This window comes from Herbaspirillum sp. WKF16 (assembly GCF_028993615.1).
Lineage (GTDB): Bacteria > Pseudomonadota > Gammaproteobacteria > Burkholderiales > Burkholderiaceae_D > Herbaspirillum.
This window is the reverse complement of sequence record NZ_CP118632.1, coordinates 2,530,666-2,544,481: the sequence shown is the minus strand read 5'-3', so window position 1 is coordinate 2,544,481 and position 13,816 is coordinate 2,530,666. Positions and strand designations below refer to the sequence as shown.

Sequence of the window (13,816 nt, the reverse complement as noted above, 5' to 3'; positions counted from 1 at the left end):
GGGTCAGGCGGCCGCGGCGCGATGCCCGGGCCGGCGCAAGCCCAGGTGCTCGCGCAGCGTGCGGCCTTCATATTCGCTGCGGAACAGACCGCGCCGGCGCAGTTCCGGCAGCAGCAGCTCGATGAAGTCGCCCAGTCCGGCCGGATGCGCCGGCGACATGATGTTGAAGCCGTCGGCGCCGCCGTCCCGGAACCACGATTCCATCAGGTCGGCGATCTCGCTCACCGAGCCGACCACCTGCAGGTGGCCGCGCGCGCCGGCGATGCGCAGGTAGGTCTGGCGGATCGACAGGCCGTCGCGTCGCGCCAGGTCCACCATCAGCTGCTGGCGGCTCTTGGCGCCGTTGGTCGGCGGCAGCTCCGGCAAGGGGCCGTCCACCGGGAAGGGCGCGAGGTCGAAGCCCACCAGCTGCGACAGCAGCCCCACGCCCACCACGGTGGGAATGAGCTCCTGCAGGCGCCGGAATTTCTCTTCGGCCTCGGCGCGCGTGGGCGCCACCACCGGGAAGATGCCCGGCATGATCCTGATCTCGCCGGCCGCGCGCCCGTAGGCCGCCGCGCGGCCCTTGAGGTCGGCGTAGAAGCCGCGCGCCTCGTCGAATGTCTGGTGCGCCACGAACACCACCTCGGCGGTGCGCGCGGCCAGGTCGCGCCCGGCCTCGGAGGCGCCGGCCTGCACGATCACCGGCTGCCCCTGCGGCGAGCGCGAGACGTTCAGCGGCCCGCGCACCGAGAAGTGCTTGCCCTTGTGGTTCAGCACATGCAGCTTGGCCGGATCGAAGTACTGGCCGCTCTCCTTGTCGCGCAGGAAGGCGTCATCCTCCCAGCTGTCCCACAGGCCGGTCACCACCTGGTGGAACTCGGCCGCGCGCTCGTAGCGCAGCGCGTGGTCGATATGCTTGAGCAGGTTGAAGTTCTCGGCCTCGCCGTCGCCGCTGGAGGTCACCAGGTTCCAGCCGGCGCGGCCGCCGCTGATCTGGTCCAGCGAGGCGAACTTGCGGGCGATGTTGTAGGGCTCGTTGAAGGAGGTCGAGGCGGTGGCGATCAGGCCGATGCGCTCGGTCACCGCCGCCAGCGCCGAGAGCAGCGTGAGCGGCTCGAACTGGTCGGAGCGCGCGGTGCGCGAGAGCGAGGCGATGTCGCGGTTGCGCACGCCCACCGAGTCGGAGATGAAGATGGCGTCGAACTTGGCCTCTTCGGCCTGGCGGGCGAGCTTGACGTAGTGCGCGAAGTTGCTGCCGGCGTCGGCCTGGGCGCCGGGATGGCGCCAGCCGGCGATGTGGTGGCCGGTCTGCATCAGGAAGGCGCCGAGCGCGAGTTGTGAACGGGTATCTGGCATGGAAGCGATTTACAGGGTATCGGCGGTTTGCAGCTGGAGGGCCAGCGCCTGGGCGGTGTTGCCGGCGCCGGCCACCTGCTCGGAGATGGCGTTGGACTCCCACACCGCGCCGCGCATCGGATGGCCGACGGCATACAGCGTGCCGGGATGGGCGATGGCGGCAGCGCGCACTTCGCCGGTGGCGGGATCGGCATCGATGCCGAAACCGGTGGCGTGCGGACGCACCAGCTTGCGCGCCAGCAGGGCGCGCACCAGCGGATCCTCGATGCGCAGCCAGTCGAACTCGTAGCCGGCCGCATTGGCCACGCGGTCCACCAACAGGGTCTGGACGGTGTCCTCGCCGCGCGGCGTCCATTCCACGGCGACCTTGTCGCCGGCCGCGCGCAGCGAACGTATGCGCCCGGTCAGCTGCCGCAGGCGGCCCGAGCCGACCAGGCCGTCGAGCCGCTTGCCCGACTCGGGGCCGGCGCGGTGCAGGGAGATCTCCCAGAACGGCCGGATATGCCGCAGGAAACGCTGGCGGTCGGCGTTGCCGGCCCTGGCCCACAGCGCCGGGACATGCGGCCGGATGGCCGGCGGCAGCTGCTGCCAGTCGGCTCCGGCCGCCTTGATCGCACGGCGCGCGTGGCGCGTGGCGCGCAGCAGTTCGCGCAGGCTTGACGGCAGCCGGTCGGCGTCGAACAGGCCCGGCCAGGGCGCCAGCTGCCGGCGCTGGTGCACCAGCAGGCCGCGCCGCGAGAGGGCGTGGAAGCGGCCCCTGAAGCCGGCGCGCTCGGCGTTCAGGGCCGCATCCAGCGCGGTCAGGCTGGAGCCGATCAGGAGGATGTCCTGGTCGCGCCCGGCCTGCTCCCAGGCGCGGGCGTTCCAGACGTCGTCGATATAGCGTTCGCCGAGATCGCGGCGCTGCGCCGGCGTGGCGAAGAAGCCCTCGCCGGCGGTGCGGAACAGGCCCAGCGCCAGCACCACGCGCCGGGCCGCGAGGCGGCGTCCATCCTCCAGCGTGAGATCGTAGCCGTGCGCGCCGGCGCGCAGGTCGAGCGCCCGGCCCTGGATGAACTCCACGCTGGCCTGCGGGCCGGCGTCCCGCTGCGCCGCCTTGAGCTCGTCCTGCACATAGGTGCCGTACAGCCAGCGCGGCGGAAACGCATCGGCGAAGGCCACGCCCTCGGGCGGCGTCCAGCCGTGCCGCGCGGCGTTGGCGGCAAGCCAGTCGGGCAGGTGCGCCGGCTGCTCGGGATACAGGCCGAAGGCCTGCGCCGGGCCGTTGACGATGTGTTCCGGGTTCTCGGTGCTGTAGGCGATGCCGCGGCCGACTTCGTTGCGGCTCTCGATGATGCGGATCGACAGCGGCGGCGCACTGCCGTCGCCCGCGGCGGTGACCGCGCGCAGCAGCTTGATGGCGGTCACCGCGCCGGCGAAGCCGCCGCCGACGATGGCGATGTCTGGGATCTGTTCTGTCATGTTCATGAGGGAAAGAGGGGACGGTCCTGCCCGAGCATAAGGCAGGAGCAAGGCCTGCGTTGCGCTGAATTCTTCTGTGCTTATGCACTTTCCGATCATGTGGAAAACTGATCGCAGAAATAACGACGGCGCCCTGTCCAGGCAAGCGCGCGCGGGCTAAGTTGGGGCCTCCAACAACAACCCGAAAGCCGCGCCATGCTTATCGCCCATTACGAACACCGCCTTCCCGCCGACTACGACCTCGGCATCATCCGCAGCCGCGCCGCGCAGCGCGGCCGGCTCTGGGACGACGTCCCGGAGCTTTACTTCAAGGCCTTCCTGCTGCGCGAGTCGGGCCGCCATGGCGCCACCGGGCACAGTTACTCCTCGCTCTACCTGTGGCGCAAGGAGGAGGCATTTGCGTCCTTCATCTCCGGCCGCTTTCGTTCCGTGATCGACAGTTTCGGCCGGCCCGCCATCGATACGCGCTTCGCGCTCGACGCCCGCCGCGGCCAGGGACGCGTCGCCCGCTTCGCCTATCGCCAGGACATCGATATTCCACGCGAGGCCGACCTGGCCGAGGTGCTGGCGGCCGAGGCCGCGCGCAACCAGGAGGCGGCGTCCAGGCCGGCCGTGGTGGCGGCGGCGGTCGGGGTCGACGTGCGGCAATGGCGCATCACGCGCGTGCAGCTGTCGGAAGGCGCACTGGAGGCGCCGCCCGACAGCGTCGCCTACCAGGTGCTGTACCTGGCCCGTCCCTTGCTGGACGAGTTGCCGGGCTGAGCGCCGCGCCATGAAAAAACGGCCGCGATGTCTGCACATCGCGGCCGTTCTCCGCTTGCCGAGCCTCTTCAGCGTCGTCCGCGCTGGGCCGACAAGCCGCGCACCACCGTCACCAGGCGGTCGATCTCGTCGAAGGTGTTGTAGAACGCCAGCGACGGCCGCACCGTGGTTTCCACCCCGAAGCGGCGCAGGATGGGTTGCGCGCAGTGGTGGCCGGTACGCACCGCGATGCCTTCCCGGTTCAGCGCGCGGCCGACCTCCTCGGTGCTGTAGCCGTCCAGCACGAAGGACATCACGCTGGCCTTGTGCGCCGCGGTGCCGATCAGCCGCAGGCCCGGGATCTCGCCCAGCTTCTGCATGCCGTATTCCAGCAGGGCGTGCTCGTAGCTGGCGATGTTCTCGATGCCGATGCGGTTGACATAGTCGATCGCCGCGCCCAGCCCGACGGCGTCGGCGATGTTGCCGGTGCCGGCCTCGAAGGTGTTGGGCAAGGGCTGGAACACGGTCTTCTCGAAGGTGACGTCGGCGATCATGTTGCCGCCGCCTTGCCACGGCGGCATGTCTTCCAGCACCGCGCGCTTGCCCCAGACCACGCCGATGCCGGTCGGGCCGAACACCTTGTGGCCGGAGAACACGAAGAAGTCCGCGCCCAGCGCCTGCACGTCGGTGCGCATGTGCGACACCGATTGCGCGCCGTCCACCAGCGCCAGGGCGCCGGCGCGGTGCGCCATCTCGACGATCTCCCTGACCGGCGTGACCGTGCCCAGCGCGTTGGAGACCTGGGTGACGGCCACGATCCTGGTGCGCTCGTTGAGCAGCTTGGCGTACTCGTCCAGCAGCACCTGGCCCGAATCGTCCACCGGGATCACGCGCAGCTTCGCGCCTTTCTCGGCCGCCAGCTGCTGCCAGGGCACGATGTTGGCGTGGTGCTCCAGGTGCGAGACGACGATCTCGTCGCCCGCGCCCACGTGCTTGCCGCCCCAGCTCTTTGCCACCAGGTTGATGGCCTCGGTGGTGCCGCGCACGAAGATCACCTCGTTCACGTCCGGCGCGTTGATGAAGCCGCGCACGCGTTCGCGCGCTCCCTCGTAGGCGTCGGTGGCGCGCGCCGCCAGCTCATGCGCGGCGCGGTGGATGTTGGAGTTCTCGCGGCGATAGAACTCGCTGATGCGGTCGATCACCGCCTGCGGCTTGTGCGTGGTGGCGGCGTTGTCGAACCACACCAGCTGGCGGCCGTTGACGCGCTCCTGCAGGATCGGGAAGTCGCGCCGCACCGCCTGCACGTCGAAGGGCGCGGCGTGGCGCGCGCCGCCCGGCGCGTGCGTCGGGTGCGGATCGCCCTTGGCCGGCGTGACGAAGCCGCTGGGCAGTTCCATCGCGTGCACGAAGTAATACTGCGGCGCGGGGGATGCCGCCGGCGCGGCGGAGACTGACGCAGGCGCTGCGCCGGCCGTGGGATGGCCATGGCCGCGATCGAGGAAGTAATAAGCGGCCTCGGGCGCCGTTCCGGTCGCCGGCGCCGGCGACGATTGCGGCGCGCCGGTCAGGGCGCCGCCCAGGCGCGGCTCATAGGCCGGGGCCGATGACAGCAGCTTGTCGGGCACGCCGTTGCCGGCTTGCGCCGCAGGCAGCAGCGCTGGCGCGCGGTTGCCCAGCGACAGCACCTGGTGCGGCGACGACGGCGCCAGGTTCAGCCCGGGCGCCAACCCTTGCGGGATGGCGGTGCCGGGCACGCCCTGGCCCAGTCCGGCCGGGCCGGACAAGGGCGAGGCCGGCGGCGCCGGGTTGACCGGCGCCTGCGCGCCATGCGGCGCGAACGGCGGGGCGCCGGGCGATTGCGCAAACAGCTCGGTCGCCAGGCGCGCCAGCAGCGCCGGGTCGAACGGCGCGCCGGCCGGTTCCGGCGCGGCGGGGTTGTTGGAGAGGATGCTCACTGGCCGGACCTCTTATTTGTAGGTGTCGGGATAGTCGTGGTACTTGTTGATCTCGACGTCGTCCAGCACTGCCAGCGCGTCGGTGGTCAGCACCGCCAGCGAGCAATACAGCGAGATCAGGTACGACGAGATCGCATGGTTGTTGATGCCCATGAAGCGCACCGACAGGCCCGGGCTCTGTTCGCCCGGCAGGCCCGGCTGGAACAGGCCGACCACGCCCTGGCGCTTGTCGCCCACGCGCAGCAGCAGGATCTTGCTCTTGCCGTCGGCCACCGGCACCTTGTCGGAGGGGATCAGCGGCACGCCGCGCCAGGTGATGAACTGCGAACCGAACAGGCTGACGGTGGGCGGCGGGGTGCCGCGGCGCGTGGCTTCGCGGCCGAAGGCGGCGATCGCCAGCGGGTGCGCCAGGAAGAAGGCCGGCTCCTTCCAGACCTTGGTCAGCAGCTCGTCGAGGTCATCCGGGGTGGGCGCGCCGGTCAGCGGGAAGATGCGCTGCTCGTCGGTAACCTGGGCCAGCAGGCCGTAGTCGGGGTTGTTGATCAGTTCGCTTTCCTGGTTTTCCTTGATGGTCTCGATGGTCAGGCGCAGCTGTTCCTTGATCTGGTCATGCGGGCTGCTGTACAGGTCGGAGACGCGGGTATGCACGTCCAGGATGGTCGAGACCGCGTTGAGGAAGTACTCGCGCGGCTGCTCCTCGTAGTCCACGAAGGTGCGCGGCAGCTGGTTCTCTTCTTCGCGCGCGGTGCAGGTGACCTTGATCGATTCCGGGTTCTTCACCTTGTTGAGGCGATAGATGCCGGCTTCCACCGGCACCCATTGCAGCAGGTGCGTGAGCCAGCGCGGGCTGATGGTCTCAAGCTGGGGTGCGGTCTTGGTGGCATTGGCTAGTTGCCTTGCTGCGTTATCGCCGAGTGCGGTGGTGCCGCCGACAGTTGCCGACATCTGGACTCCAATCAGGTGAGGTTAAGCAAAATTGCAGGTGAAACGACGGGCAAAGTGTCGCGGCTCATGGGCTGCCGGCTCAACATGCTATAGCCATCAACTTGAGGCCGCGCACCAGGTTTTCCTGGTTGATGCTCTCGCCGCGCGTGACCAGCGCCGAGGGCGAGAGGGTCAGCGCATGGGCCAGCTTTTCCACCGTCACCAGCGAGGCGATGGCGGTGCCGCGCTCGATCTCGCCGATGTAGGAGCGGTTCAGGTTGGAGTTCTCGGCCAGCCGCTCCTGCGACCAGCCGCGCGCGCGGCGCAGCTGGCGCACGCCGATGCCGAAGCTTTGCACCAGGGCGCTGGAGAGCGCTTCGTCGTCGGCGCGCGGCTTGGCCGGTTCGGGGAGGATGTCCATGCGGCCTCCGCTCAGGCCGCCGCCGCGCTCAGCGAGCGGGCTTCCTCGCGCGAGGCCGCCTGCGAGATGTTGGCCCCGGCCGGCACGTCGTGGGTGAGCCAGACATTGCCGCCGATCACCGCGCCGCGGCCCAGCGTGATGCGGCCCAGGATGGTGGCGCCGGCATAGATGACGACGTCGTCCTCGACGATGGGATGACGCGCCAGGCCTTTTTCCAGCTTGCCCTGGGCATCGGTGGGGAAGCGCTTGGCGCCCAGCGTCACCGCCTGGTAGATGCGCACGTTGTTGCCGATCACCGCGGTCTCGCCGATCACCACGCCGGTGCCGTGGTCGATGAAGAAGCCCGAGCCGATCTGCGCGCCGGGGTGGATGTCGATGCCGGTGGCGGCGTGCGCCAGCTCGGCGATGATGCGCGCCAGCAGCGGCAGCCCGAGCTGGTAGAGCCGGTGCGCCAGGCGGTAGTGGATCATCGCCAGCGTGCCGGGATAGCACAGCAGCACCTCATCCACGCTGCGCGCGGCGGGGTCGCCGTGGTAGGCGGCCAGCACGTCGGTGTCGAGCAGGCTGCGGATGTCGGGCAGGGAGGCGCCGAAGGCGCGGGTGACGGACAGCGCGTCCTCGTCCAGGTTGGGCGTGGGCCGTCCCTTGAGGCTGGCGCTGTACTTCAGCTCCAGCCGCACCTGCTCCAACAGGCCGTGCAGGGCCGCGTCCAGCGCGTGGGCGACGTGGAAGTTTTCGCTCTCCTGGCGCAGGTCGGGCGGCCCCAGCCGCATCGGGAACAGCACGCCCTTGAGCGCATCGACGATCTTGCCCAGCGCGTCGCGCGAGGGAAATTCGCGGCCGTTGGAGTCGTTGTTGCGCCGCTGCGAGAGGCGCCAGTCCAGCCGCGCCTCATGCAGCGACTGGACGATCTGGTGAATGTCGAAATTGGCCACGTGGTCCTCGTGAATGTTCTTGTTGGCGGGCAGGCGGCGGGCAGGCGTCAGTCCTCAGTCCTCAGTCCTGTATCCAGGGCAGGCCGTGGAAGCGCCAGCCGTCCGCTTTCCCGCGCTGTTGCGACTCGTCGATCTCGCCTTCGAATCCCTCCAGCACATTGAAAATACAGGTGAGGCCGGCCTTGGTCGCCGCCTCTGCAGCGGCGGCCGAGCGCTTGCCGCTGCGGCACAGCAGCAGCGCCGGCACGTCCTTGCCGCCGATCTTGCTCTCCAGTTCGCGCACGAAGCGCGGATTGCGCGACAGCGAGGTGCCGGTGGCCCAGGCCACGTGCAGCGTGCCAGGCACGTGGCCGACGAACTTGCGCTCCTCGGCGGTGCGCACGTCGACGATGCGCACCAGCCCGGCGGAGAACAGTTCCCAGGCGGCGCGCGGCGCGACGCCGCCGGCATAGCCCAGGCCGGAAGCGGCGGCCTGCGCGCGCAGCGCGGCCAGCTCCGGCGGCAGTTCGGCGGTGGCTGCCTGGTTGTCGGGAACGGCGCTCAAGGGGGCTGCGGATGACATTGTCGGATCTCCTGTTGCTGTGGATGCATGGCCGGTCGCCGCGCCGTTTTGGTGGCTATAGACGGCAACCCATGGCCAGACTCTAAGACCGGCCATGCATAAAGCGAACGAATAAAACGGAGGTTTGAAAGAAGGAAACCGCATAAGAAAGGCGATGCCCCGACGCCGGCCGCGGCGCGCAAAGGCTGCCCGGCCAGGCGCAAACCGATTCGTTGCGCCGTTGCGGCGCGCCTGGATTTTCTCAGCGCGCGGCCACGCAACGGCAAACGCATTTGCAAATGCGAAATCGGTCCTTCCTCCCCGGTCGCCGCCTGCCTTACCCTCCGCGCTTGCTTCATCCCCCAACATCGTCACAGGAAAACAATGAGCGCAAACCGCCGGCAATTTCTTTTGTCCACCGGAGCCTTGCTGGTCACAGCGGCCTGGCCGACCATCTCCTTCTCGCAGACCGAGCCGCGCCGCGGCGGCGTGCTCAACGTCCACCTGGGCTCGGAGCAGCGCATCCTGAATCCGTCGCTGCGCGCGTCCACCGGCGTCTACATCGTCACCAGCAAGATCATCGAATCGCTGGTGGACCTGGACGCCGACGGCAAGCCGGTGCCGCAGCTGGCCACTTCCTGGACCAGCTCGGCCGACGGCAAGACCATCACCTTCAAGCTGCGCGAAGGCGTGAAATGGCACGACGGCAAGCCCTTCACCTCGTCGGACGTGCAGTACAACGCGCTGGAGCTGTGGAAGAAGCAGCTCAACTTCGCCACCGCGCTGCAGCTCTACCTGCACGCGGTCGATACGCCCGACGCCCATACCGTGGTGTTCCGCTACGAGCGCCCGATGCCGCTGGACCTGCTGCTGCGCGCGCTGGCCGACCTCGGCTACGTGGTGCCGCGCCATGTCTACGAAAAGACCAATGTGCTGGAGAACCCCGCCAACACCGCGCCCATCGGCACCGGCCCGTTCAGGTTCGTGGAATACCAGCGCGGCCAGCACATCATCGCCGAGCGCAATCCCAATTACTGGCGTAAGGGATTGCCTTACCTGGATCGCGTGGTCTGGCGCATCATCACCGACAAGTCGGCCGCCACCGCCGCGCTGGAGACCGGCCAGGTCCAGCTCTCGGCCTACTCCCAGCTGTCGCTGGCCGACCTCGACCGCCTGCGCAAGAACCCCAAGTTCGAGGTGCGCAGCAAGGGCCTGGAAGCCAACGTCTTCAACAACACGCTGGAATTCAACTTCCGCCGCAAGGAGCTGTCCGACGTGCGCGTGCGCCGCGCCATCGTGCATGCGATCGACATCGGCTTCTTCATCGATAACTTCCTGTACGGCCTGGGCAAGCCGGCCACCGGTCCGATCCCGTCGAGCTCCTCGTTCTTCCCCAAGGGCAGCAAGCCGCCGTATCCGTTCGACACCAAGCGCGCCGAGTCGCTGCTGGACGAGGCCGGCTACAAGCGCGGCAAGGGCGGCGTGCGCTTCACCCTCAAGCTGGTGCCGATCCAGAACGGCGAAGACGTGCCGCTGCTGGCCACGTTTGTCCAGCAGTCGCTGGAGCAGGTGGGCATCAAGGTCGAGATCGTGCAGTACGACATCGCCGGCGCCCTGAACGCGGTCTACAAGGACGCCGCCTTCGACATCGCCACCGGCTGGCACCAGTACCGCGGCGACCCGGCGGTCTCGACCACCGTCTGGTACCGCTCCGGCAGCCCGGCCGGCGCGCCGTGGACCAACCAGTACGGCTGGAAGTCCGACAAGGTCGACAAGCTGATCGACGACGCCGCCACCGAGATCGATCCGGCCAAGCGCCGCGCGCTGTACGCCGACTGGGTCAAGGCGGTGAACGAGGACCTGCCGATCTGGATGGCGACCGAGCGCGAGTTCTATTCGGTGGTCAGCCGCAACGTGCAGAACGGCCACAACAACGCCCGCTGGCCGTCCAGCAGCTGGCACGACACCTGGCTGAAGGCATAAGGAACCGCGATGCGTCTGTTTGCCCTGGCCGGACGCCGCCTGCTGGCGGCGCTGCCGGCCTTGCTGATCATCCTGGCCGGGCTGTTCCTGCTGCTGCAGCTGGCGCCGGGCGATACCGTGGACGCGCTGGTGGCGCAGATGGGCGGCGGCGACGCCACCATGATCGCCAACCTGCGCGAGTACTATCGCCTGAACGACTCGGTCTCGGTGCGCCTGGGCGACTACCTGTGGCGCCTGGTCCACCTCGACCTCGGCCACTCGGCCATCTACGGCAAGCCGGTGGCGCTGGTGATCGCCGAGCGCCTGCCGGCCACCTTGCTGCTGATGGGCTCGTCGCTGGCGATCGCCTTCGCCGTCGGCATGGCCTTCGGCGTGCTGGCCGCGCGCCGCGTCAACCGCTGGCCCGACACCCTGATCTCGACCCTGGGCCTGGTGTTCTACGCCACGCCCTCGTTCTGGTTCGGCCTGATGGGGATCTTCGTGTTCGCCATCTGGCTGGATTGGCTGCCCTCGGGCGGCTTCGAGTCGATCGACGTCTCGCTGCACGGGCTGGCGCGCGTGGCCGACATCGCCTGGCACCTGACGCTGCCGACCGTGACGCTGTCGCTGATCTTCCTGGCGGTGTACCTGCGCATCATGCGCGCCTCGATGCTGGAGGTCTCGACCCAGGACTTCGTGCGCACCGCGCGCGCCAAGGGCGTGGGCGAGACCGCCGTGGTGGTGCGCCACATGCTGCGCAACGCGCTCTTGCCGATGGTCACGCTGATCGGGCTGCAAGCCGGCACCATGCTGGGCGGCTCGGTGGTGGTGGAGACCGTGTTCGCGCTGCCCGGCCTGGGCCGCCTGGCCTACGAGTCGGTGGTGCAGCGCGACCTCAACACGCTGCTGGGCATCGTGTTCGTTTCGGCGCTGCTGGTGATCGCCATCAATTTCCTGGTCGACCTGCTGTATGCGCGCCTGGATCCGCGCATCGCGGGCACCCATTGAGTTTTCCATGAACCTGATCAAACGTTACCTGCGCAATCCCGCCGCCGTGGTGGGGCTGGCGCTGCTGTTGCTGGTCGTGGCCGGCGCGCTGGGCGCCGGCTGGGCCTATCCGCGCAACCCGCTGTCGCTGGCCGGGCGCCCGCTGCAGTGGCCGGGCGACAGCGCGCGCTTCCTGTTCGGCACCGACCAGGTCGGGCGCGACATCGCCGCCCAGATCCTGCACGGCGCGCGCATCTCGCTGGGCATCGGCGTGGTGGCCACCGCCATCGCGGCGGCCATCGGCGTGGCGCTGGGCGCCGTGGCCGGCTACTACGGCGGCTGGATCGACGACGCCCTGATGCGCGTCACCGAGGCTTTCCAGATCCTGCCCAACTTCCTGTTGCTGCTGGTGCTGGTGGCGGTGTTCGGCTCCGACATCGGCACCGTGGTGCTGTCCATCGGCGTGGTCTCCTGGCCGCCGGTGGCGCGGCTGACGCGCTCCGAGTTCCTCTCGCTGCGCCATCGCGAGTTCGTGCAGGCCGCGCGCAGCCTGGGCGTGGGCGACGCCAAGCTGATCTTCCGCGAGATCCTGCCCAATGCGCTGCCGCCGGTGATCGTCTACGCCAGCGTGATCATGGCCGTGGCCATCCTGCTGGAGAGTGCGCTGGCCTTCCTTAACCTGTCCGACCCCAACGTGCCGTCCTGGGGCAACCTGATCGGCGCCGGGCGCGGCGTGATCCGCGTGCAGTGGTATGTCTCGGCCATTCCCGGCGTGGCCATCCTGGTGACGGTGCTGGCCATCTCGCTGGTCGGCCAGGGCCTCAACGACGCGCTCAACCCGAGGCTGCATCGCTCATGAACGCTCCCCATCCATTTCCCGACGCGGCGCTGCAGGCGCCTTCCGGCGCGCCGCTGCTGTCGGTGCGCCATCTCTCGGTGGCCTTGCCCCGCGGCGCCGACCGCGCGCTGGCGCTGGACGACGTCTCCTTCGACCTGCATGCCGGCGAGATCCTGTGCGTGGTCGGCGAGAGCGGCTCCGGCAAGTCGCTCACCACCGGCGCCTTGCTGGGCCTGTTGCCTGACGGCGTGAAAGTGGCCGGCGGCGCGGCCGTCTGGCAGGGCGGCGACGACCTGCTGACGCTGTCGCCGCAGGCGCTGCGCCGGCTGCGCGGACAGGGCATCGGCATGATCTTCCAGGAGCCGATGAGTGCATTGAACCCGCTGCACACCATCGGCAGCCAGCTCGCCGAGGTGTTCCGGGTGCACACGCGCCTGGGCCGCCGCGAGATCGCCGCGCGCGTGCTGGAGTTGCTCGAGTCGGTCCAGATCCCCGACCCGGCGCGCACGCTCAAGGCCTATCCGCATGAACTCTCCGGCGGCCAGCGCCAGCGCGTGATGATCGCCATGGCGCTGGCGCTGGAGCCGGCGCTGCTGATCGCCGACGAGCCGACCACCGCGCTCGACGTCACCACCCAGGCGCAGATCCTGCGCCTGATCCACGACCTGCAGCGCCGCCGCGGCACCGCGGTGCTGTTCATCACGCACGACTTCGGCGTGGTGGCGGAGATCGCCGACCGGGTCGCCGTCATGCAGCGCGGCAAGCTGGTCGAAGCGGGCCAGGCCGAGGCGGTGCTAAACCGGCCGGCCCACCCCTACACGCAAAGCCTGATCGCCGCCGTGCCTTCGCTGGCGCCGCCGGCATGGCGCCCGGCGGCGCCTGTCGGCGGCACGCCGGCGCTGGAAATCGCGAGCATCAGCAAGACCTATCGCGCGCGCGGCTGGTTCAAGCGCAACGCCCGCGTCACGCCTGCGGTCGACGACCTCAGCCTGACGCTGCGGGCCGGCGCCACGCTGGGCATCGTCGGCGAGAGCGGCTCCGGAAAGTCGACCCTGGCGCGGCTGATCCTGGGCCTGCTGGAGCCCGACGCCGGGCAACTGCTGGTGGCCGGCAGCGTCTTGCCGCAAGGCGGTGCGCGCCAGCGCCGCGAACGCGCGCGCAAGATACAGATGGTGTTCCAGGATCCCTACGGCTCGCTCAATCCGCGCCATCGCGTGGGCGACATCGTGGCCCAGGGGCCGCAGGAACAGGGCGTGCCGCGCCGCCAGGCGCTGGCGCGTGCGCGCGAGCTGTTCGAGCTGGTGGGGCTGGATCCCAACGCGCTGCAACGCTATCCGCATGAGTTCTCCGGCGGCCAGCGCCAGCGCATTGGCCTGGCCCGCGCGCTGGCGCTGGAGCCGCAGATCCTGCTGGCCGACGAGCCGGTGTCGGCGCTGGACGTCTCGGTGCAGGCCCAGGTGCTGGCGCTGCTGGCGCGCCTGCGCGAGCAGCTCGGCTTGTCGATCCTGTTCATCACGCACGACCTGCGCGTGGCCGCGCAGGTGTGCGACCGCATCGCCGTCATGAAGAACGGCCGGGTGGTGGAGCAGGGCGAGTGCGCCCAGGTGTTCGGCGCGCCGGCCCATCCCTATACGCAAGAACTGCTGGCGGCCGTGCCCGGCCGGCAGTGGATCCATACGGCCGCCGCCGGCGGCTGACCTCACAGGAGACAGG

At 69.5% G+C, this 13,816-nt stretch carries 12 protein-coding genes; 5 read left to right on the top strand and 7 right to left on the bottom strand.

The genetic code is table 11. The features are described from left to right. Positions 1-3: 3 nt before the first annotated feature. Both Herbaro_RS11625 and Herbaro_RS11620 read right to left on the bottom strand, forming a co-directional pair. Positions 4-1,338: an LLM class flavin-dependent oxidoreductase gene (locus Herbaro_RS11625; RefSeq protein WP_275009789.1), complete on the bottom strand. Its 1,335-nt coding sequence runs from the start codon at positions 1,336-1,338 to the stop codon at positions 4-6. Positions 1,339-1,347: 9 nt separating this feature from the next. Then, positions 1,348-2,799: an FAD/NAD(P)-binding protein gene (locus Herbaro_RS11620; protein ID WP_275009788.1), complete on the bottom strand. Its 1,452-nt coding sequence runs from the start codon at positions 2,797-2,799 to the stop codon at positions 1,348-1,350. Between the two features lie 195 nt (positions 2,800-2,994). Here Herbaro_RS11620 and Herbaro_RS11615 point away from each other — a divergent pair, with 195 nt between their 5' ends. Further along, positions 2,995-3,561, top strand: coding sequence for a DUF4865 family protein (locus Herbaro_RS11615; protein WP_275009787.1), 567 nt, complete (start codon positions 2,995-2,997; stop codon positions 3,559-3,561). 68 nt (positions 3,562-3,629) lie between these two features. Here the strand turns inward: Herbaro_RS11615 and Herbaro_RS11610 are convergent, their stop codons facing one another. From Herbaro_RS11610 to Herbaro_RS11590, 5 genes are all read right to left on the bottom strand, one after another. Beyond that, positions 3,630-5,489 carry a family 2A encapsulin nanocompartment cargo protein cysteine desulfurase gene (locus Herbaro_RS11610; protein ID WP_275014004.1) on the bottom strand — a complete coding sequence of 620 codons (1,860 nt, stop codon included), beginning with the start codon at positions 5,487-5,489 and terminating at the stop codon, positions 3,630-3,632. An 18-nt stretch (positions 5,490-5,507) separates the two neighbouring features. Next, positions 5,508-6,440, bottom strand: coding sequence for a family 2A encapsulin nanocompartment shell protein (locus Herbaro_RS11605; protein WP_275009786.1), 933 nt, complete (start codon positions 6,438-6,440; stop codon positions 5,508-5,510). A gap of 79 nt (positions 6,441-6,519) precedes the next feature. Then, positions 6,520-6,840, bottom strand: a complete 321-nt coding sequence (locus Herbaro_RS11600; protein ID WP_275009785.1) for a helix-turn-helix domain-containing protein — start codon at positions 6,838-6,840, stop codon at positions 6,520-6,522. A gap of 11 nt (positions 6,841-6,851) precedes the next feature. Further along, positions 6,852-7,775 (bottom strand): serine O-acetyltransferase EpsC, encoded by a 924-nt coding sequence (gene epsC / locus Herbaro_RS11595; RefSeq protein WP_275009784.1) that lies wholly within the window; start codon positions 7,773-7,775, stop codon positions 6,852-6,854. A 61-nt stretch (positions 7,776-7,836) separates the two neighbouring features. Then, complete coding sequence (locus Herbaro_RS11590) at positions 7,837-8,337, bottom strand: rhodanese-like domain-containing protein (RefSeq protein ID WP_275009783.1); 501 nt, start codon at positions 8,335-8,337, stop codon at positions 7,837-7,839. Positions 8,338-8,700: 363 nt separating this feature from the next. On the opposite strand from Herbaro_RS11590, the gene Herbaro_RS11585 reads away from it, so the two are divergent. From Herbaro_RS11585 to Herbaro_RS11570, 4 genes are read left to right on the top strand one after another with little or no spacing between them, the layout of a single operon-like run. Then, positions 8,701-10,299: an ABC transporter substrate-binding protein gene (locus Herbaro_RS11585; protein WP_275009782.1), complete on the top strand. Its 1,599-nt coding sequence runs from the start codon at positions 8,701-8,703 to the stop codon at positions 10,297-10,299. 9 nt (positions 10,300-10,308) lie between these two features. Continuing rightward, positions 10,309-11,286: an ABC transporter permease gene (locus Herbaro_RS11580; RefSeq protein ID WP_275009781.1), complete on the top strand. Its 978-nt coding sequence runs from the start codon at positions 10,309-10,311 to the stop codon at positions 11,284-11,286. Between the two features lie 7 nt (positions 11,287-11,293). Beyond that, on the top strand, positions 11,294-12,124 hold the full coding sequence (locus Herbaro_RS11575) for an ABC transporter permease (protein ID WP_275009780.1): 831 nt from the start codon (positions 11,294-11,296) through the stop codon (positions 12,122-12,124). Beyond that, positions 12,121-13,800, top strand: a complete 1,680-nt coding sequence (locus tag Herbaro_RS11570; RefSeq protein WP_275009779.1) for an ABC transporter ATP-binding protein — start codon at positions 12,121-12,123, stop codon at positions 13,798-13,800. Before Herbaro_RS11575 ends, Herbaro_RS11570 begins: the two co-directional genes overlap by 4 nt. Positions 13,801-13,816 lie beyond the last annotated feature (16 nt).